Here is an 18,315-nt window from a genome sequence, read left to right as displayed (position 1 = left end):
CTTACCTTTTTCAATGAAAGGCAACCGCCATGGGCAGCACGGTCGATGCCAGGGAAATCGCGCAGTTCGCCGCCATCGCGGATGCCTGGTGGGACGAGGAAGGCGCGTTCCGTCCGCTGCACCGGCTGAACCCGGTACGGCTGCGCTATATCCGCGACAGGCTGTGCGCCCATTTCGGCCGCGACCCGGAAGCGCCGAAGCCGCTCAACGGCCTGCGCCTCGTCGATGTCGGCTGCGGCGGCGGGCTGCTGTGGGAGCCGATGACCCGGATGGGCGCGACCGTGACCGGCATCGACGCCGCCGAAGAAGGCATCGCCGCCGCCAAAGCGCATGCCGCCTCTGTCGGGCTGAAAATCGATTACCGCGCCGCCACTGCCGAATCGCTGGTCGCGGCGGGCGAGTCCTTCGACGCCGTCATCTCGATGGAGGTGCTGGAGCATGTCGCCGATGTCGATGCCTTCCTGGCCGCCTGCCGCGACCTGACCCGGCCCGGCGGGGCGCTGGCGCTGTCCACGCTGAACCGCACGCCGAAATCCTACCTGACCGCCATTGTCGGCGCGGAATATGTGCTGCGCTGGCTGCCGCGCGGCACGCACAACTGGAAGAAATTCATCCGCCCGTCGGAGCTGGCCGCCGCACTGCGCCGACAGGGGTTGGATCTCGCCGACCTGACCGGCATCGAATACAGCCCGCTCGCCGACCGTTTCTCGCTGGGCCGCGATCTCGGCGTGAACTACCTCGCCTTCGCGACGCGGCCGTAAAGGCGAGCTCATGACCCAGAATATCTACGACGATTCCGGCTTCTTCGAGGGCTACAGCCAGCTCCCGCGCTCCGTGCACGGGCTGGCGGCGGCGCCGGAATGGCCATCGTTGCGCGCGCAGTTGCCCGAGCTGAAGGGGCTGCGCGTGCTCGACCTCGGCTGCGGCTTCGGCTGGTTCTGCCGCTGGGCGCGGGAACAGGGGGCGGCCAGCGTCCATGGCGTCGATGTGTCGGAGCGCATGCTGGAACGCGCCCGCGCGGAAACCGCCGATCCTGCCGTCACTTATGAGCGCGCCGATCTGGAAAGCTTCACCATCGCGCCGGGCTCCATCGACCTCGCCTACAGCTCGCTCGCCTTCCATTACATCCGCGATCTGGCCGGGCTGTTCGCCCGCCTCCATGCCGGGCTGGCGCCGGGCGGGCGCTTCGTCTTCTCGGTCGAACATCCGCTGTTCACCGCCCCCTCCCGCCCCGGCTGGGTAGCGGACAAGGACGGCAAGCGGACCTGGCCGCTGGATGGTTATCTCTACGAGGGCCCGCGCGTGACCGACTGGCTGGCGCCCGGCGTGGTGAAGCAGCACCGCACCGTGGCGACCTATCTGTCGCTGCTCACGCAGGCCGGCTTCACGCTTGGCTGGATCGACGAGTGGGGGCCGGACGCGGCGCAGATCGCGGAACGGCCGGACTGGGCGGCCGAACGCGACCGCCCGCCCTTCCTGCTGATCGCTTGCCACCGCGGCGGCTAAAGGTGGCGCGGCAGCTCCATGCAGCGACAGTTATATTTGATCCCTCAATGCGTCATTCCCGGGCTTGTCCCGGGAATCCAGGGTTCAGTCCACTCGACAGATATCCAGCAGGCGGAGGCCTGGACCCCCGCAACAAGTGCGGGGGTGACGGGCGGAGTATTTCCCGAAGAAAACAGAAACACGCGGCAGCGCCTTATGTCGCGCGACAGCTAGCCGTGGCTTACACGCCTTCCTTCCGCAGGAAGCGCTCCACCGTCTGGGCGTAGAGCGCGGCCCCCAGCGGCAGGATCTTGTCATTGAAGTCGTAGCCTGGATTGTGGACCTCGCAGGAGGTCTCGCCGACGCCGTTATTGCCGCCGCCGATCAGCATGTAGGCACCCGGCCGCTCCAGCAGCATGGAGGCAAAATCCTCCGACCCCATGACCATATTGCCGTTGCGCTCGACATTCTCCTCGCCGACCAGCATCGCCGCACAATCGGCATAGAGGTCGGTTTCCTCCGGATGGTTCACCAGCGGAGGGAACTTGCCGCGGAAATCCAGCGTCGCCGTCGCCCCGAAACCGGCAGCAACCGATTCCGCGATGCGGCGCATATTATCCTCGATCAGCTTCATATTCTCCTTGGTGAAGCAGCGCGCCGTGCCGCGCATCACCGCCGTCTCCGGGATGACATTGTAGGCATCACCGGCATGAATCTGGGTGATCGACAGCACCGCCGTGTCCTGCGGACGGACATTGCGCGACACGATGGTCTGCAGCGCGGTGGCGATGTAGGAGGCGACGACCACCGGATCGATGCCGGATTCGGGCCGCGCACCATGCGCGCCCTTGCCCTTGATATGGATGTCCCAGGACGACCCGCCGGCCATCATCGGGCCGGTGCGGATGGCGAACTTGCCCGGCTCCAGGCTCGGCCGATTGTGCATGCCGAAGATGGCGTCGCAGGGGAACTTGCTGAACAGCCCGTCGGCCAGCATGGCGTCGGCGCCGCCGAGCCCTTCCTCGGCCGGCTGGAAGATGAAATGCACCGTGCCGTCGAAATTCTTCGTCGAGGCCAGATAGCGCGCCGCCCCCAGCAGCATGGTGGTGTGGCCGTCATGGCCGCAGCCATGCATCTTGCCATCGAACTTGGAGGCATGCGGCAGGCCGTTCATCTCCTGCATAGGCAGGCAGTCCATATCGGCGCGCAGGCCGATGGATTTGTGCGCATTGCCGACGCGCAGCGTGCCGACCACGCCGGTCTTGCCGATGCCGCGTGCCACCTCGCAGCCCCAGCCCTTCAGCTTCTCGGCGACGATGTCACTGGTGCGTTCCTCCTCGAAACCCAGCTCGGGATGCATGTGGATGTCGCGGCGGATCGCGGTCAGCTCGTCGTGATAGGCGGAAATCTTCTCAAGAATGCTCATCGGCCTGCCTTTTTGGATTTAATTGATCTTCCTTGCCGCCAGCAAAGCACGAAGCCCGCCGCACTGCCAAGCGCGGGCGGTGCATATCAGCCGCCATACCCGCACGCCTGTAGCGCCTCCAGCATGTGCGCGGGTGGTTCGGCGGTGACGGAGATCGGATCGCGCTTCGGATAGAGCGGCACGCTGACCGCGCGGGCATGCAGATGCAGCGGCACGCCGCCGGTTTCGCCCGCAACCGGACCATAGACCGGGTCGCCGAGGATCGGCCAGCCCATCGAGGAACAATGGATGCGCAGCTGATGGGTGCGGCCAGTCAGTGGCTTCAGCTCCAGCCAACATATGCCTTCCGAACGGCCCAGCACGCGGAAATCGGTCTGCGAGGGCTGGCCTTGCGGATCGACCACCATCTTCCAGCCGCTCTTCTTGTTCAGTTTCGACAGCGGCCTGTCGATATGGCCGGCCTCCTCCTGAGGGCCGCCCGCGACCACCGCCCAGTAGGTCTTGTCGATGCCGCCCGACGAGAACAGCCGTCCCAGCTTCGCCAGCGCCTTGCGGTGCCGGCCCAGCACCAGGCAGCCGCTGGTATCGCGGTCGAGCCGGTGCGCCAGGGATGGCGGCTTCGGCAGGCCGAAGCGCAGCGCGTCGAACTGCGCCTCCAGATTGGGGCCGCCCTTTGGCCCGGCATGACACGGCAGGCCAGCCGGCTTGTCGATGATGAGCATCAGCCCGTCGCGATGCAGCACGCGGGCCTGCAATTGTTCAGGGCTCACGGTGCCTCGATTGCCACGGTCTCGAACTCGGCCGGGCTGACGATCTCGATCAGCTCCAGGTCCGCCGAGTGCTCGATCTCGCGGTGCCTGATGCCGGGGGGCTGATAGACGCAGGAGCCGGGCTTCAGCACCACCTCGCCGACGCCGTCATACTCGAAGCGCACCCAGCCCTTCAGCACATAGACCATCTGGAAATCGAGGATGTGGTAGTGCCAGCCGCCGGTCGCCTTGTGGCCGTCCTTGGCACGGATCACATGCGCCTGCACCTTGCCGCCGCTGACCCCAGCCATGCCGAGATCGCGATAATCGAAGAATTCGCGCAACCCGCCATCGAAGCCGGCCTCATCGGCATGCGTCACCACGAAATCATCGGCCGGGCGTTTTGCCGGCTTGTCCCGTTCGGCCATTATCTCCTCCCCCGTCTGTCGGTTGCCGCCATCCTAATGAGGATCAGGCGGTTCCGCTATCGGGGCTGGCGTCGGGGCCGGAGTGAGTGGCGGTTTCCACCGCGCCCAGCGCCTCGTCAACCAGCTGATGCGCCATCGCGGTGGTGGTCAGCGCCGGGGCCGGGATCATCGCCGTGCGCACCGCCAGCGCCATCGCCAGCGCCTGCAGCACATCGCCATTCGCCGTCTCGCCCAGCGTGCGCACATCCTGATCGAGCGCGCCCAGGATCGTCGTCACCAGCTGCGACACCCGCATCGGCGAGGCTGTGTCCTTGTGCAGCGGAAAGGAGAAATCGAGCGTCTCGCCACTTTGCGTGCGGGCGGTATAGGGCAGGGTCCTGGCCACGGGGCAACCTCAGCATTGTTCGCAACAATTCCTCTTATACTGGACCCGCGCCGCCCAATGTCGAGAGAGACCAAGCCATGCCACGAAGACACTGGCGATCTGCGGCTTCTGCCCTTACCGTTCCGCGCAACGAAAAAGCACTGAGGAACACCCATGAGCGACGGCAACGACATCCCGAAAATCGGGGTCGGCTTTCATTTCGAGGAACTGCATCAGGGCATGCGGTTCCGCACCGCCAGCCGCACGCTGACCGAGGCCGATCTGGTCAATTTCTGCAACATGACGTGGCTGACCGAGGAACTGTTCACCAACACCGCCCATCGCAGCGAAATGGCGCTGACCGAGCGCGTGGTGCCGGCGGCGCTGGTCTATTCCTTCTGCGAAGGGCTGATGCTGCCGATGATGCAGGATACCGGCCTTGCCTTCCTGCATATGGAGCTGGACGTGAAGGCGCCGACCCGCGTGGGCGATACCATCACCGTGTTCTGCGAGGTGATCGAGCATAGACTGACCTCGCGCGGCGACCGTGGCCTCGTGCGCACCCGCAACAGCGTGCGCGACCAGGACGGGCGCGAGGTGCTGGTCTATACGCCGCTGCGGCTGCTGAAGCGGCGCGGCACAGCGTGATCCGGAAACGAAGGAAAGAAGAAGAATGCTCAGTTTGAAAGGCAAGGTGGCGCTGGTCACCGGCTGCGGTTCCAGCGGTCCCGGCTGGGGCAATGGCAAGGCCATCGCCACGCTGTTCGCGCGCCAGGGCGCGATTGTCATCGGCGTCGATATCAACCTCGCCGCCGCCGAGGAGACGAAGAAGATCATCGAGGGCGAGGGCGGAACCTGCGAGGTTGCCAGCTGCGACGTTACCGACCTTTCCAAGGTGCAGGCGCTGGTGGACGGCATCGTCGCGCGCCATGGGCGACTCGACATTCTGGTGAACAATGTCGGCCAGTCGGAGCCGGGCGGCCCGGTCGAGATGGCGCCGGAGGTGTGGGACCGGCAGCTGCAGCTGAACCTCACCACCGCCTATAATGGCAGCAAGGCGGCGATCCCCGTCATGGAGCGCCAGGGCGGCGGGTCCATCGTGAACATCTCCTCGGTCGCCGGGCTGCGCTATATCGGCAAGCCGCAGGTCGCCTATGCGGCGGCGAAGGCGGCGCTGATCCAGTTCACCAGGACCACCGCCGTCATCCATGCGGCGAAGAAGGTGCGCCTGAACTGCGTGGTGCCGGGCCTGATCTTCACCCCGCTGGTGACAAGGCTGGCCGACAAATATGCCGGCGGCGATTTCGACGGTTTCGTCGCCAAGCGCAACGCGCAGGTGCCGATGGGCCATATGGGCGAGGCCTGGGACATCGCCAACGCCGTGCTGTTCCTCGCCTCCGACGAGGCGAAATACGTCACCGCGACCGAGATCGTCGTCGATGGCGGCATCACCGCCACGACCCCCTGAGCCTGGCTTTTCCCGACGAGGCTGATGTCGCGGCGCCAGTCGAAAAACCCTCCGGCCGTCACCCCCGGGCTTGTCCCGGGGGTCCAGGGTCCAGCTTGCACCGGTGACGCCTGAGCGAGCGGAGGTCTGGATTCCCGCAACAAGTGCGGGAATGACGGGTAGAGTGAACCGCAATAGTCTTTACCGAACAAACAAGCAGACAGGTATGTCATGACCGAACCCACGCCCCGCATCATGCTGATCCATGCGCTGCGCGAATCGCAGGTGCCGGCCTGGCGCGCCTTCGAGGCCGGCTGGCCACAGGCCCGCATCTTCAACCTGCTGGATGATTCGCTGTCGGCCGATGTGGCCGCCGCCGGCAGGCTGACTGACGAGATGGTCGAGCGTTTCCTGACGCTGGGGCGCTATGCCGCCGGCACCGGGGCGGATGCCATCCAGTTCACCTGCTCCGCCTTCGGCCCGGCCATTGAGGCGGTGAAGCGGGACCTTTCCATTCCGGTATTCAGCCCCAGCGAGGCGGCCTTCGAGGCAGCGCTGGAAAAGGGCAGCCGCATCGGCCTGATGGTCACCTTCCCAGTCTCGCTGAAACTTTTGGGCGACGAGATGACCGCCATCGCCGCGAAAAAGGGCAAGCCACTCGATATCCACGGCATCCTGGTCGAGGGCGCCATCGCCGCGCTGCAATCCGGCGACACGGCCGAGCATGACCGGCTGGCGCTGGAGGCGGCGAAGAAACTGCCGGCGCTGGATGCGCTGGTGCTGGGGCAGTTTTCTCTGGCGCATATGGCGAAGCCGATTGCCGAGGCCACCGGCCTGCCGGTGTTCACGACGCCGGACAGCGCGGTCACGAAACTGCGCGGGCTGTTCTAGAATTCAAAGCGGCCATTGCCCTTTTTCAGAGATTTTCCGGGCTTCTCAAGAGATCACACACGCCTCACATCAGCGTGATGGCTGTTGATTTTCCATCTCCACAGTAATTCGCCATTCTGATCCGGCAATAAACGGGCGAAGGTTAAATAAAACTGCGCCCAGTATTTATTGCCGAACAGAGCGACTTTGCGGAAAACGCGGCGACCGCCGCTCGCCGCGACAATGGAGGATGATGATGAAGTTCAACAGCATGGCCCTGGGCGCTGCCCTGGTTTCCGCCCTGACCCTGACCGCCGCCAACGGCGTGCAGGCCCAGTCCGCCAATATGGAGAAGTGCTTCGGCGTGGCGATGGCCGGCAAGAATGACTGCGCTGCCGGCCCCGGCACCACATGCGCCGGCACCTCGAAGGTTGATTATCAGGGCAATGCCTGGAAGCTGGTCCCGAAGGGCACCTGCGAATCCATGGTCATCAAGACCTCGGACGGTAAGGAGCTGAAGGGCAGCCTGAGCGCGCTGAACCGCAACCTGCCGAGCTGACCCGGAACCCCGCAAAGGGCGGTGCCAGCGGTGCCGCCCTTTCGCTTTCCGCGAGACACGCCATGAGCTATGGCCCTCCTGACATTCCCTGCCGCGCCGGCGCCGGCTTCAAGCTGGAACATGCCGGCGAGATCGCCAGCACCCGTCCCGATATCGGCTGGTTCGAGGTCCATCCTGAGAATTACATGGTCGAAGGTGGGCCGCGCCTGGCGGCGCTCGACCGGCTGCGCGCCGATTATCCGCTGTCGCTGCATGGCGTGGGGTTGTCGCTCGGCAGCGTGACACCGCCTGACCTGGCGCATCTGAAGAATTTTCGCCGGCTGATTGACCGGTTCGAGCCTGGCCTCGTCTCCGATCACCTGTCCTGGTCAGCCGAGGGCAGCACCTATTTCGCCGATCTGCTGCCGCTGCCGATGACCGGGGAGGCGCTGGAGATCGTCTGCCGCAACGTCGCCATCGCGCAGGATGTGCTGCGCCGCCCGCTGCTGATCGAGAACCCGTCGGTCTATGCCGGCTTCGAGGGTGCGGAGCTGGAAGAGGCCGATTTCCTCATCGCGCTCGCCCGGCGCACCGGCTGCGGCCTGCTGCTGGACGTGAACAACGCCTATGTCAGCGGGTGCAATATGGGCTTTGACCCCGCCGCCTATCTCGATGCTTTTCCGGGCGATCTGATCGGCGAGATCCATCTGGCCGGCCACACGGTCGAGCGCCACCCGGAAGGCGAGCTGCTGATCGACACCCATTCCACCGCCGTGCCGGACCCGGTCTGGCTTCTGTATGAGGCGCTGGTCGCCCGCATCGGTCCGCGCCCGACGCTGATCGAATGGGACAATGATGTGCCCGCCTGGCCGGTACTGGCCGCCGAGGTGCAGAAGGCCGATGCTGTCCTTGCCGCGCTGGCGCGGGAGCCGGCCCTTGCTTGAAGTGCAGCAGACTTCCTTCGCAACAGCATTGCGCCTTCAGGATGCGCCGCCCGCCGGCCTCACCGGCGATCCGCAAGGCACCCATCCGCTGGCACGGCGCTTCGCGGTCTATCTGAACAATGTGCATCACGGGCTGGTGCAGGCGCTGGCCGATGCCTATCCGGTGGTCCAGCGGCTGGTCGGGGAGGAGTTCTTCTTCGCCATGGCGCGGCTTTATGTGGCGGAGAACCTGCCGCGCGCACGCAGCCTGACCCACTATGGCGACCGTTTCCCGGCTTTCCTGTACCGGTTTCCGCCAGCCCGGTCCCTGCCCTATCTCGCCGATGTGGCACGGTTGGAACGCGCAGCGCTGGAAGTACTGCATGCTGCCGATGCCCCTGTCGCCACGCCGGAACAGCTGCTGGCGCTGGGCGAGGCGCTGGCGGAAACGCCGCTACCCCTGCATCCCGCCGTGCGGCTGGTCGCCTCGCGCTATCCCGCCCTGGATATCCATGCTGCCAACAGCGGCGATAGCAATGGCGGCGGGGAAATCGAGGATCGGCCGCAATCCGTGCTGATCTATCGCGTCGGGCCTGCCGTCCGGCTGACCGGGATCGACCCCACCGAGCTGCAGCTGTTGCGCCGGCTGAAGGCCGGCTGGCCGCTTGCCCGCATCGCCATGTCCTGCCCGCCACAGCACGCGGGCGAAGGGCTGGTCGCCCGCTTCCAGCGCCTTGCCGCCCTGCCGATCCTTGCCCTGCCGGAGGAATACAGATCATGACGCCACACCAGCTTCTCGCCACCGGCCAGGCCGCGACGGACCGGCTGCAGGCCGTGCTGCAGCCTTTCGCCCTGCTCGCGCTGCGCCTGCCGGTCGCCTGGGTGTTCTGGGCCTCGGCGCGCACCAAGGTGGAGGGCTGGAACATCTTCGCTCCCAGCCCCAGCGCCTTTTTCCTGTTCGAGCATGAATACGGCCTGCCCTTCCCGGTGCTGTCCGCCCATCTCGCCACGCTGGCCGAACATATCCTGCCGGTGCTGCTGGTGCTGGGGCTGGCGACAAGGCTGGGCGCGCTGGGGCTGCTGACCATGACCATGGTGATCCAGCTCTTCGTCTATCCCGACGCCTGGGTGTCGCACCACATGTTCTGGGCGACGATCCTGTTCGCCGTGCTGGCGCTGGGCCCGGGCCGCTTCTCGCTGGACCATCTGATCCTGCGGCGCCTGCAGGGCTGACCTGCCCCGCCCCTCGGCCTCCCGCGATTGCCAAGCCCGCCTTTCCGCGCCATCATCGGAATATTAGACAACAAGGATACGTCTATGAGGAATCGGGTCGCCCGGCTCCGGCGCTGTCTCTTCCGCGTGGCTTCCGGGTACCCGCCTGAAACGGACGGGAGGAGAAGGCCATGCTGGTTTCCGACATTCTGAAGACGAAAGGGGCCGACGTCGTTGCCGTGCCGCCCTCGCTGCCGGTATCCGACGCGGCAAAGCTGCTGGCGGAAAAGCGCATCGGCTCCGTGCTGGTGATGGACAGGGAGAAAATCGCCGGCATCCTGTCCGAGCGTGACATCGTGCGCACGCTGGCAGCCGAAGGGGCTGCCTGTCTGGACGGCCCGGTCTCCCGGCTGATGACTGCAAAGGTGGTGACCTGCCGGCCCGACCAGTCGATCAGCGATGTGATGGAGCTGATGACCAGCGGCCGCTTCCGCCATGTGCCGGTGGTCGCGGATGGCCGCCTCGCCGGCATGATCTCGATCGGCGATGTGGTGAAATGGCGGCTGGAGGAAGCGCAGGAGGAAGTGCGCCAGATGGCGGCCTATGTGAGCGGCGGCTGACGGCCCGCCCTTATCGCTGCCGGGAAAGCTCCTCCGGCCCGCAGAACAGATCGTGCAGCAGGGCGATGACCTGCTGCGCCGCCGGATCGTCGATGCTGTAATAGATCGTCTGGCCGTCGCGCCGGGTGCGCACCATCCTGTCCTTGCGCAGCAGCGCCAGGTGCTGGGAGACATTATTCTCCCGCACATCCAGCGCCTCGGCGATCTGGCCGACCGACTTCTCCGATTCGACCAGCGTGCAGAGAATTTTCAGGCGCGTCGGGTTGGACAGGGCCTTGAGCAGCTCGCTCGCCTGTTCCGCCGCCGCCGATAGTCGCGTCATTTCCATTTCTTCGTATATATGGAAGTCTTTCCGTGCGGGCAAGATGCGCGGTCCTTGATGTGGATCAAGGGCATGGGCTGCCTTTCCCCGCTATGGGAAAGCCATGTTGAAACTGAAGCGCATCGGCATCGACACCCACCGCGAGAGCATCGCCTATCTCAATCGCGGCTGTACCGTCTATCAGCCGGAGGAATTCCAGGCGCTGGCCAAGATCGAGGTGGTCGGCCCGGACCGGCAGATGCCGGCGACGCTGAACATCGTCGATGACCCCGAATTGCTGACGCCGGGCGAGCTGGGCCTGTCGGAGGAGGCCTTCCGCCTGTTCCGCCTGCCGGAAGGCACGCCGGTCTGCATCGAACACCCCAGGCCGCTGGAAAGCCTGGAAGCCGTGCGCGCCAAGGCGCAGGGCCATATCCTGTCGGCCGGTGACTATACCGCCGTGATCCGCGACATCGCCGCGCTGCGCTATTCCAAGATGGAGATCGCCGCCTTCCTGGTGGCCTGCGCCAGCTTCATGACCACGGAGGAGGTGCTGAACCTGACGCGCGCCATGGCCGCCGTCGGCCACCGGCTGGACTGGGGCGACAAATGGGTGGTGGACAAGCACTGCATCGGTGGCATTCCCGGCAACCGCACCTCGATGATCCTGGTGCCGCTGGTGATGGCGCATGGCCTGGTCATCCCCAAGACCTCCTCGCGCGCCATCACCTCGCCCGCCGGCACCGCCGACACGATGGAAGTGCTGGCCCGCGTCGATATCGAGACCGACGAGATGCGCGCCATCGTGGAGCGCATCGGCGGCTGCCTGGTCTGGGGCGGCCGGGTGAATCTGTCGCCCGCCGACGATGTGATGATCACCGTCGAACGCCCGCTCGGCATCGACACACGCGAGCAGATGGTGGCGTCCATTTTGTCGAAGAAACTGACCGCCGGCTCGCGCTACCTCGTGCTCGACATCCCGGTCGGCCCCACCGCCAAGGTGCGCTCGCAGGCCGAGGCGATCCGGCTGCGCAAGCTGTTCGAGCATATCGCCGGCGCGCTGGGCCTGATGCTCGAGACCATCATCACCGATGGCAGCCAGCCCATCGGGCGCGGCGTCGGCCCGGTGCTGGAGGCGCGCGACGTCATGGCGGTGCTGCGCAACGCGCCTGACGCCCCTTCGGATTTGCGCGAACGCAGCCTGCTGCTGGCCGGCGCACTGATCGAGAGCGACCGCAATGTGAAGGGCGGCCAGGGCATCCGCCGCGCCCGCGAATTGCTGGAAAGCGGCGCGGCGCTGCGCGCAATGGAGCGCATCATCGAAGCGCAGGGACCAAGCGGCAATGGCCTTGCTGCCAGCAGCCTGTCGAGCGAGGTGCTGGCCCCGCGCGCCGGCATGGTGGAGGCCATCGACTGCCTGCGCATCGCCCGCGTCGCGCGCATGGCCGGCGCGCCCTCCTTCAAGGCGGCCGGCGTCGATCTGCTGAAGAAGGCCGGCGACGCGGTGCGCAAGGGCGAACCGCTCTACCGCATCCATGCCGGACTGAAGGCGGATCTGGATTTCGCCGCCGAACTGGCGGGACAGGATAGCGGCTATCTCGTCGATGGCATGGTGGAGACGGCATGAGCATCACCCTCACCTTTCACGGCGCCGCCGGCACCGTCACCGGCTCCTGCTACCGGCTGGAGGCCGACGGCAAGACGCTGCTGATCGATTGCGGCATGTTCCAGGGCGACAAGACGCTGAAGCAGCTGAACTACGAGCCCTGGCCGTTCGACCCGCGTGGCGTCGATGCGGTGGTGATGACCCATGCCCATATCGACCATAGCGGGCTGATCCCCCGTCTGACCAAGGCCGGCTACAAGGGCCCGGTCATTGCCACCGAGGGCACGGCGGAGTTGTTGCGCTTCATGCTGCCGGATTCCGGCTCCATCCAGGAGATGGAGGTGGAGCGGCTGAACCGCCGCAACCAGCGTCGGGGCCTGCCGTCGCTGCGGCCGATCTATACCCAGCAGGATGCGCAGGACGCGCTGGAACAGCTTGAGACGCAGCCTTACGAGAACTGGTTCGAGGCCGTGCCCGGCGTGCGCGCGCGGTTCTGGAACGCCGGCCACATACTGGGCGCGGCCTCCATCGAGCTGGCAGTGGCGCAAAACGACGGCAAACCGCTGAAGCTGCTGTTCTCCGGCGATATCGGGCCGGAGCACAAGGCGCTGGTGAAAAGCCCGGAGGCGCCGCGCGACATCGACATCCTGGTCATGGAATCGACCTATGGCGGCCGCACCCGGCCGAAACTGGACCCGCTGCAGCGCCGCGCCGTGCTGGCCGGCGAGGTGAATGCCGCGCTGGCCGCCGGCGGCAACCTCGTGATCCCCGCCTTCGCGGTGGAGCGCACGCAGGAACTGCTGGCCGACCTGAACAGGCTGATTGCCGACGGCACCGTGCCCAGCGTGCCGATCTTCGTGGATTCGCCGCTTGCCACCCAGATCACCCATGTCTTCGACCGTTTCCTGCAGGCCGGCAACGGCATCGAGGCGACGACGAAGCAGCCCTTCGCCGCCGGCAATGTGCGCTTCACCCGCACGGTCCAGGAAAGCATGCGGATCGAGAAGGTGAAGGGCGGCGCCATCATCATCTCCGCCAGCGGCATGTGCGATGCCGGGCGCATCCGCCATCACCTGAAGAACAATCTGTGGCGCGCCAACGCCACCGTGCTGCTGATCGGCTACATGGCGCCGGGCACGCTGGGCGCGCTGCTGGAAGCCGGCGAGCGCAGGGTGCGCATCCAGGGCGACGAGATCGCCGTGAAGGCGCGTATCCGCAAGCTGGAGATCTATTCCGGCCATGCCGACCATGACGAGCTGCTGGACTGGCTGCGCGCCCGGCTGCCGGTCCGGCGCGGCCTGTTCCTTACCCATGGCGAGCTGGATGCCGCAGCCAGCCTGCGCGCCGCCATCGCCGGCTGGAAGGAGGAACTGCCGCCGGTCACCGTGCCGCATATCGACGAGGCCTACCGGCTGGATGGCAAGCGCCCCGCGCGCATCCCGCAGGATGGCGCACCCCGCCGCCTTGACCGCTATGCCGAGGCGGAGGCACTGGCCGGGCATGACTGGCACAATGACTATGCCCGCCTGATGCTGGATGTGCAGCGCCGGCTGCGCGGCATGGAGGACGATACCGCGCGCCGCCGCCTGATGCGCAAGCTGCAGCGCATGATCGAAGCGGCCCCGCAATGAACCTTGCCTCGCTGGACAGCTGGATCGACGGGGGGCTGTCGCCCTATGCCGATGCGGTGGCCGGCCTGGTGTTCTATTCGGTGCGCATCGCCGGGGCCGATGTCAGCCTGATCGTGGTCTGGCTGATCTTCGGCGCCTGCTTCTTCACCGCCTATCTCGGCTTCGTCAATCTGCGCGGCTTCCGCCATGCCGTCCGGCTGGTCACCGGCAAGGTGCACGAGCCCAGCCGCGCACCGGGCGAAGTCTCGCATTTCCAGGCGCTCTCAACCGCGCTGGCCGCCACGGTCGGCCTCGGCAATATTGCCGGCGTCGCGGTTGCCGTCTCGGTCGGCGGGCCGGGGGCAACCTTCTGGATGATCCTCGCCGGCCTGCTCGGCATGTCCTCGAAATTCGCCGAATGCACGCTGGGCGTGATGTACCGGCATGTGCATCCCGACGGGTCGGTTTCCGGCGGCCCGATGCACTATCTCAGCCACGGGCTGGCGGATCGCGGCCTGCCCCGGCTGGGCCGGATGCTGGCGGCCTTCTTCGCGGTGTGCTGCGTTGGCGGGGCGCTGGGCGGCGGTAACATGTTCCAGGTGAACCAGGCCTACAGCCAGTTCGTCGCGGCGACCGGCGGCGATGGCAGCTTCTTCGCCGATAAGGCCTGGCTCTACGGGCTGATCGCGGCGGTGCTGGTCGGCCTCGTCATCATCGGCGGCATCCGCTCCATCGCGCGGGTCACCTCCAAGCTGGTGCCGCTGATGGCCGCGGTTTACTGCACCGCCGCCCTGCTCATCCTGATCCTGAATTACGACCGGATACCCTGGGCCTTCGGCATGATCGTCAGCGGCGCCTTCTCGCCGGAAGGGGTCGCGGGCGGCTTTCTCGGCACGCTGATCCAGGGCTTCCGACGGGCTGCCTTCTCCAACGAGGCCGGCATCGGGTCCGCCGCCATCGCCCATTCGGCGGTGAAGACGAAGGAGCCGGTAACCGAAGGCTATGTCGCGCTGCTGGAGCCCTTCATCGACACGGTGCTGATCTGCACCCTGACGGCGCTGGTCATCATTGTCACCGGCGTCGTCCCGCCCCCCGGCGCGGTGAACGGCGTGGCGCTAACCTCCAGCGCCTTCGCCAGCGCCTTTTCCTGGTTTCCGGTCGTGCTGGCGCTGGCGGTCAACCTGTTCGCCTTCTCCACCCTGATCGCCTGGTCCTATTATGGCGTGAAATGCTGGAGCTATCTGCTGGGCGAAAGCCGCAGCCTGGATATCCTGTTCAAGCTGATCTTCTGCGGTTTCGTGGTGATCGGCGCGACGATGAACCTGGAATCGGTGCTGGAATTCTCCGATTCGATGATCTTCGCCATGTCGCTCGCCAATCTGGCCGGGCTGTACATTCTGGCCCCGGTGATCCGGGCGGCACTGCGCGACTATGAGGCGCGCGGCCTCAACAAACGCTGATCGACCCCGCAGGAGACAGCCATGAGCGTCCGCAATCTCGATTATCTCTTCAAGCCCGCCTCGGTGGCGCTGATCGGCGCCAGCACACGCGCCGGATCGGTGGGCGCGGTGGTTGCCCGCAACCTTTTCAACGCCGGGTTCAGGGGACCGGTGATGCCGGTGAACCCGCACCACCGGGCGGTGGAGGGGGTGCTGGCCTATCCGGATGTTGCCGGCCTGCCGGTGACGCCGGACCTCGCGGTGATCTGTACGCCGCCCGACAGCGTACCGGGGTTGATTGCTGAACTTGGCGCGCGCGGGACGAAAGCCGCCATCGTCATCTCTGCCGGGCTTGGCACCGACGACGGGAACGGCGGCACGCTGCGCCAGGCGGCACTGGACGCGGCTAAACCGCACCTGCTGCGCATCGTCGGGCCGAACTGCCTGGGCATCATGGCGCCGGGGGCCGGGCTGAACGCCAGCTTCGCGCATATCGCACCGCGTGCCGGCGACATCGCCTTCGTCACCCAGTCGGGCGCGATGGTGACCGCCGTGCTGGACTGGGCGGCCTCGCGCGGCATCGGCTTCTCGCAGTTCGTCTCGCTGGGCGACATGGCGGATGTGGATTTCGGCGACATGCTGGATTACCTCGCCGCCGATCCCGTCACCAAGGCGGTGCTGCTTTATATCGAGGCGGTCACCGATGCACGGAAGTTCATGTCGGCGGCCCGCGCCTGCGCCCGCCTGAAGCCGGTCATCATCATCAAGGCCGGCCGCCATGCCGAAGGCGCCCGGGCCGCCGCCTCGCACACCGGCGCCCTGGCCGGGGCCGATGCGGTGTATGACGCCGCCTTCCGGCGTGCCGGCGCGCTGCGCGTCTATGAGATGCGCGAGCTGTTCGACGCGGTGGAGACGCTGGCGACGGCGCGGCCGCCGCAGGGCGAGCGGCTGGCGATCCTGACCAATGGCGGCGGGCCTGGCGTGCTAGCCACCGATGCGCTGATCGATTTCGAGGGCACGCTGGCCGACCTCGCGCCCACGACCATGGCGGCACTCGACGCGGCGCTGCCAGCCACCTGGTCGCGCGGCAATCCGGTGGACATCATTGGCGACGCCCCGCCGGCGCGCTATGCCGCAGCGCTGAAGGCGCTGCTGGCCGACCCGAACAACGATGCCGTGCTGGTGCTGAACTGCCCGACGGCAGTGGCCGACAGCACCGAGGTCGCCCGTGCCATCATCGAGACCGCGAAGGAGTCGAAGCGCACCCTGCTGACCAACTGGCTGGGCGATCCGGCGGCGGCCGACGCGCGCCACCTGTTCACCGAACAGCGCATCCCGACCTACCATACGCCGGAACAGGCGGTACGCGGCTTCATGGATCTGGTGCGCTTCCGGCGCAACCAGGCGCTGCTGATGGAGACGCCGCCCTCGCTGCCGGAGAATTTCGCGCCGGACCGGGACCGCGCGGGCACCATCCTGCGCGCCATGCTGGCTGAGGGCCGCGACTGGCTGTCGGAATCGGAAGCCAAGCAGGTGCTCGCCGCCTATCAGGTGCCTGTGGTGCCGACCCGCATCGCCCGCACCCCGGCCGAGGCCGCCACCTACGCGGAGGAGATGGCTGGGCCGGTGGCGCTGAAGATCTTGTCGCCCGACATCACCCACAAATCCGATGCCGGCGGCGTGGTGCTGAATCTGGAAACGCCGGAGGAAACCCGGCAGGCCGCAGAAACGATGCTGGCGACCATCCGCCGCCGGCAGCCTGAGGCCCGGCTGGAGGGCTTCACCGTGCAGCCGATGATCCGCCGCGCGCACGCGCATGAGCTGATCGTCGGCATGGTCGATGACCGCCAGTTCGGCCCGGTGCTACTGTTCGGCCAGGGCGGTACAGCCGTCGAGCTGCTGGACGACAAGGCGCTCGCCCTGCCGCCGCTGAACATGAAGCTGGCCCGCGAGACGATGGAGGAGACCCGGATCATCCGGCTGCTGCGCGGCTATCGCGACCGGCCCGCTGCCGATCTGGACGCCATTGCGCTGACCCTCATCAAGATATCGCAGCTTGTCTGCGACTTCGCCGAAGTCGCCGAGCTGGACATCAATCCGCTATTGGCCGACGAGAAGGGCGTGATCGCACTGGATGCCCGCATCCGGGTGGCGCAGCCGGCCCGGCGCGGTACCGCGCGGCTGGCGATCCGGCCCTATCCGCAGGAGCTGGAGCAGCAGATGGTGGTGCGCGACGGCAGCCGCTATGCCGTGCGGCCGATCCGGCCCGAAGATGGTCCGGCGCTACAGGCGCTGTTCGCACGGCTGGCGCCGGAGGATATCCGCATGCGCTTCTTCCAGCCGCTGAAGTCGCTGCCACTGGCGCTGGCCGCCCGGCTGACGCAAATCGACTATGATCGCGAGATGGCGCTGATCGCCAGCCCGAAGGAGCCCCCAGAACAGGAAGAGGAAATCTCCGCCGTGGTGCGCATCAGCTGCGACCCGGACAATGAGCGCGCCGAATACGCCATCCTGGTGCGCAGCGACCTGAAGGGGCGCGGCATCGGCTATGGGCTGATGAAACTCATCATCGCGCAGGCAAAACAGCGCGGCGTGCGGGAAGTGTTCGGCGATGTGCTGCGCGAGAACCAGCCGATGCTGCAGCTCTGCCGCGATCTGGGCTTCACCGCGATGGAGTCGGAGGAAGACCCCACGCTGGTCCGCATGGTGCTGACTATTTAGGAAGGCGGCATCTTGCGGATCTGCGTGCTGTCCAGCAGATAGCCGCGGGCCGCGAACAGCGGATGCATCCAGTGCGCCGCCACCTTCAGGTAGCTGGCGGGCGTCGCCATCAGGATCGCCGAGCAGTCCTGCGCCTTGGCCTGATCTTCGATCGCCTGGAGCAGGGCCTGCAGGACAGGCTCCGAATCGACGAGATCGACCGCCGCCAGATGGCAGATGCGCAGGATGCGCCCATGCTGGAGATGCGGTTCGCGCCGATAGGCAAACAGGCCGACGATATAGTCCTGCTCGTTGAACACGCCGACCAGCCCCATGCCGTTCTCGCCAGGCGGGTTTGTCGCAAAGGCGCGCCACTGTTCCAGCGTGACATCCGGGGCAGCCGCCTGCACGACAGGAAAGGCCTGTCCGACCAGATCCGCTGTCACCGGGCGTATCGAGAACGCGCGCAAGCCTGCCACCTCCTGTTGTACGGTAGCGGCCATACTGATATCGTCCGGATAGTGGGGCATTGATTTGCATCAACGCTGCAGTTCCGAAGACGCACTGGAACCGGGCGCTCGAAAATGGCCTGCTGAT

Annotated in this window: 20 protein-coding genes; 14 read left to right on the top strand and 6 right to left on the bottom strand. The window is 66.5% G+C overall.

From position 1 onward, the window contains the following. Nucleotides 1-29 precede the first annotated feature (29 nt). Nucleotides 30-761: a bifunctional 2-polyprenyl-6-hydroxyphenol methylase/3-demethylubiquinol 3-O-methyltransferase UbiG gene (gene ubiG, locus P24_RS14435; protein ID WP_008945476.1), complete on the top strand. Its 732-nt coding sequence runs from the start codon at nucleotides 30-32 to the stop codon at nucleotides 759-761. Nucleotides 762-771: 10 nt separating this feature from the next. After that, the gene (locus P24_RS14430) at nucleotides 772-1,506 is read left to right on the top strand and encodes a class I SAM-dependent methyltransferase (protein ID WP_008945475.1); all 735 of its coding nucleotides are present in this window, start codon (nucleotides 772-774) and stop codon (nucleotides 1,504-1,506) included. Nucleotides 1,507-1,726: 220 nt separating this feature from the next. Here P24_RS14430 and P24_RS14425 read toward each other — a convergent pair whose 3' ends face one another. The 4 genes from P24_RS14425 to P24_RS14410 all read right to left on the bottom strand — a co-directional run bounded on the left by P24_RS14425 (nucleotide 1,727) and on the right by P24_RS14410 (nucleotide 4,473). Then, on the bottom strand, nucleotides 1,727-2,911 hold the full coding sequence (locus tag P24_RS14425) for a M20 aminoacylase family protein (RefSeq protein WP_008945474.1): 1,185 nt from the start codon (nucleotides 2,909-2,911) through the stop codon (nucleotides 1,727-1,729). Nucleotides 2,912-2,997: 86 nt separating this feature from the next. Continuing rightward, nucleotides 2,998-3,681: an RluA family pseudouridine synthase gene (locus P24_RS14420; RefSeq protein ID WP_040707860.1), complete on the bottom strand. Its 684-nt coding sequence runs from the start codon at nucleotides 3,679-3,681 to the stop codon at nucleotides 2,998-3,000. Then, nucleotides 3,678-4,088: a cupin domain-containing protein gene (locus tag P24_RS14415; RefSeq protein WP_008945472.1), complete on the bottom strand. Its 411-nt coding sequence runs from the start codon at nucleotides 4,086-4,088 to the stop codon at nucleotides 3,678-3,680. Before P24_RS14415 ends, P24_RS14420 begins: the two co-directional genes overlap by 4 nt. Before the next feature lie 43 nt (nucleotides 4,089-4,131). Beyond that, nucleotides 4,132-4,473, bottom strand: a complete 342-nt coding sequence (locus P24_RS14410; protein WP_008945471.1) for a hypothetical protein — start codon at nucleotides 4,471-4,473, stop codon at nucleotides 4,132-4,134. A gap of 153 nt (nucleotides 4,474-4,626) precedes the next feature. Between P24_RS14410 and P24_RS14405 the strand changes: the two genes are divergently transcribed. The 8 genes from P24_RS14405 (at nucleotide 4,627) to P24_RS14370 (ending at nucleotide 10,062) form a co-directional block, all read left to right on the top strand. After that, nucleotides 4,627-5,100 carry a MaoC family dehydratase gene (locus tag P24_RS14405; protein ID WP_008945470.1) on the top strand — a complete coding sequence of 158 codons (474 nt, stop codon included), beginning with the start codon at nucleotides 4,627-4,629 and terminating at the stop codon, nucleotides 5,098-5,100. 25 nt (nucleotides 5,101-5,125) lie between these two features. Next, complete coding sequence (locus P24_RS14400; protein WP_008945469.1) at nucleotides 5,126-5,920, top strand: SDR family NAD(P)-dependent oxidoreductase; 795 nt, start codon at nucleotides 5,126-5,128, stop codon at nucleotides 5,918-5,920. A gap of 210 nt (nucleotides 5,921-6,130) precedes the next feature. Beyond that, nucleotides 6,131-6,790 (top strand): aspartate/glutamate racemase family protein, encoded by a 660-nt coding sequence (locus P24_RS14395; RefSeq protein ID WP_008945468.1) that lies wholly within the window; start codon nucleotides 6,131-6,133, stop codon nucleotides 6,788-6,790. Nucleotides 6,791-7,025: 235 nt separating this feature from the next. Beyond that, nucleotides 7,026-7,328: a BufA1 family periplasmic bufferin-type metallophore gene (locus tag P24_RS14390; RefSeq protein ID WP_156816320.1), complete on the top strand. Its 303-nt coding sequence runs from the start codon at nucleotides 7,026-7,028 to the stop codon at nucleotides 7,326-7,328. A gap of 62 nt (nucleotides 7,329-7,390) precedes the next feature. Further along, nucleotides 7,391-8,251, top strand: coding sequence for an MNIO family bufferin maturase (bufB, locus tag P24_RS14385; RefSeq protein WP_008945466.1), 861 nt, complete (start codon nucleotides 7,391-7,393; stop codon nucleotides 8,249-8,251). 1 nt (nucleotide 8,252) lies between these two features. Continuing rightward, nucleotides 8,253-9,011 carry an HvfC/BufC N-terminal domain-containing protein gene (locus P24_RS14380; RefSeq protein WP_237740204.1) on the top strand — a complete coding sequence of 253 codons (759 nt, stop codon included), beginning with the start codon at nucleotides 8,253-8,255 and terminating at the stop codon, nucleotides 9,009-9,011. Continuing rightward, on the top strand, nucleotides 9,008-9,463 hold the full coding sequence (locus P24_RS14375) for a DoxX family protein (protein WP_008945464.1): 456 nt from the start codon (nucleotides 9,008-9,010) through the stop codon (nucleotides 9,461-9,463). Before P24_RS14380 ends, P24_RS14375 begins: the two co-directional genes overlap by 4 nt. A gap of 170 nt (nucleotides 9,464-9,633) precedes the next feature. Beyond that, a complete protein-coding gene (locus P24_RS14370) occupies nucleotides 9,634-10,062 on the top strand; it encodes a CBS domain-containing protein (protein WP_008945463.1) in 429 nt (142 codons plus the stop codon). Between the two features lie 10 nt (nucleotides 10,063-10,072). Here the strand turns inward: P24_RS14370 and P24_RS14365 are convergent, their stop codons facing one another. Next, on the bottom strand, nucleotides 10,073-10,384 hold the full coding sequence (locus tag P24_RS14365) for an ArsR/SmtB family transcription factor (RefSeq protein WP_008945462.1): 312 nt from the start codon (nucleotides 10,382-10,384) through the stop codon (nucleotides 10,073-10,075). Nucleotides 10,385-10,487: 103 nt separating this feature from the next. On the opposite strand from P24_RS14365, the gene P24_RS14360 reads away from it, so the two are divergent. The 4 genes from P24_RS14360 to P24_RS14345 are packed head-to-tail and all read left to right on the top strand — an operon-like array spanning nucleotide 10,488 to nucleotide 17,739. After that, nucleotides 10,488-11,990, top strand: a complete 1,503-nt coding sequence (locus tag P24_RS14360) for a thymidine phosphorylase family protein (RefSeq protein ID WP_008945461.1) — start codon at nucleotides 10,488-10,490, stop codon at nucleotides 11,988-11,990. Beyond that, a complete protein-coding gene (locus P24_RS14355; protein WP_008945460.1) occupies nucleotides 11,987-13,600 on the top strand; it encodes an MBL fold metallo-hydrolase in 1,614 nt (537 codons plus the stop codon). The genes P24_RS14360 and P24_RS14355 overlap by 4 nt, the downstream gene beginning before the upstream one ends. Then, nucleotides 13,597-15,039, top strand: coding sequence for an alanine/glycine:cation symporter family protein (locus P24_RS14350; RefSeq protein ID WP_008945459.1), 1,443 nt, complete (start codon nucleotides 13,597-13,599; stop codon nucleotides 15,037-15,039). The genes P24_RS14355 and P24_RS14350 overlap by 4 nt, the downstream gene beginning before the upstream one ends. A 21-nt stretch (nucleotides 15,040-15,060) precedes the next feature. Then, the gene (locus tag P24_RS14345) at nucleotides 15,061-17,739 is read left to right on the top strand and encodes a bifunctional acetate--CoA ligase family protein/GNAT family N-acetyltransferase (protein WP_008945458.1); all 2,679 of its coding nucleotides are present in this window, start codon (nucleotides 15,061-15,063) and stop codon (nucleotides 17,737-17,739) included. Here the strand turns inward: P24_RS14345 and P24_RS14340 are convergent. Further along, the gene (locus P24_RS14340; protein WP_156816319.1) at nucleotides 17,736-18,221 is read right to left on the bottom strand and encodes a hypothetical protein; all 486 of its coding nucleotides are present in this window, start codon (nucleotides 18,219-18,221) and stop codon (nucleotides 17,736-17,738) included. The genes P24_RS14345 and P24_RS14340 overlap by 4 nt on opposite strands. Nucleotides 18,222-18,315: the final 94 nt, after the last annotated feature.

The organism is Oceanibaculum indicum P24 (genome assembly GCF_000299935.1).
Classification (GTDB): Bacteria; Pseudomonadota; Alphaproteobacteria; order Oceanibaculales; family Oceanibaculaceae; genus Oceanibaculum; species Oceanibaculum indicum.
This window is presented reverse-complemented; position numbering and strand designations above follow the sequence as displayed.

What these genes read in the sequence shown, in the direction of transcription:
- P24_RS14430 (WP_008945475.1), top strand. Translation starts at nt 772, where the DNA reads ATGACCCAGAATATCTACGACGATTCCGGCTTCTTCGAGGGCTACAGC.
- P24_RS14405 (WP_008945470.1), top strand. Translation starts at nt 4,627, where the DNA reads ATGAGCGACGGCAACGACATCCCGAAAATCGGGGTCGGCTTTCATTTC.
- ubiG (WP_008945476.1), top strand. Translation starts at nt 30, where the DNA reads ATGGGCAGCACGGTCGATGCCAGGGAAATCGCGCAGTTCGCCGCCATC.
- P24_RS14425 (WP_008945474.1), bottom strand. Translation starts at nt 2,911, where the DNA reads ATGAGCATTCTTGAGAAGATTTCCGCCTATCACGACGAGCTGACCGCG.
- P24_RS14395 (WP_008945468.1), top strand. Translation starts at nt 6,131, where the DNA reads ATGACCGAACCCACGCCCCGCATCATGCTGATCCATGCGCTGCGCGAA.
- P24_RS14375 (WP_008945464.1), top strand. Translation starts at nt 9,008, where the DNA reads ATGACGCCACACCAGCTTCTCGCCACCGGCCAGGCCGCGACGGACCGG.
- P24_RS14400 (WP_008945469.1), top strand. Translation starts at nt 5,126, where the DNA reads ATGCTCAGTTTGAAAGGCAAGGTGGCGCTGGTCACCGGCTGCGGTTCC.
- P24_RS14415 (WP_008945472.1), bottom strand. Translation starts at nt 4,088, where the DNA reads ATGGCCGAACGGGACAAGCCGGCAAAACGCCCGGCCGATGATTTCGTG.
- bufB (WP_008945466.1), top strand. Translation starts at nt 7,391, where the DNA reads ATGAGCTATGGCCCTCCTGACATTCCCTGCCGCGCCGGCGCCGGCTTC.
- P24_RS14350 (WP_008945459.1), top strand. Translation starts at nt 13,597, where the DNA reads ATGAACCTTGCCTCGCTGGACAGCTGGATCGACGGGGGGCTGTCGCCC.
- P24_RS14360 (WP_008945461.1), top strand. Translation starts at nt 10,488, where the DNA reads ATGTTGAAACTGAAGCGCATCGGCATCGACACCCACCGCGAGAGCATC.
- P24_RS14355 (WP_008945460.1), top strand. Translation starts at nt 11,987, where the DNA reads ATGAGCATCACCCTCACCTTTCACGGCGCCGCCGGCACCGTCACCGGC.
- P24_RS14340 (WP_156816319.1), bottom strand. Translation starts at nt 18,221, where the DNA reads ATGGCCGCTACCGTACAACAGGAGGTGGCAGGCTTGCGCGCGTTCTCG.
- P24_RS14365 (WP_008945462.1), bottom strand. Translation starts at nt 10,384, where the DNA reads ATGACGCGACTATCGGCGGCGGCGGAACAGGCGAGCGAGCTGCTCAAG.
- P24_RS14390 (WP_156816320.1), top strand. Translation starts at nt 7,026, where the DNA reads ATGAAGTTCAACAGCATGGCCCTGGGCGCTGCCCTGGTTTCCGCCCTG.
- P24_RS14345 (WP_008945458.1), top strand. Translation starts at nt 15,061, where the DNA reads ATGAGCGTCCGCAATCTCGATTATCTCTTCAAGCCCGCCTCGGTGGCG.
- P24_RS14370 (WP_008945463.1), top strand. Translation starts at nt 9,634, where the DNA reads ATGCTGGTTTCCGACATTCTGAAGACGAAAGGGGCCGACGTCGTTGCC.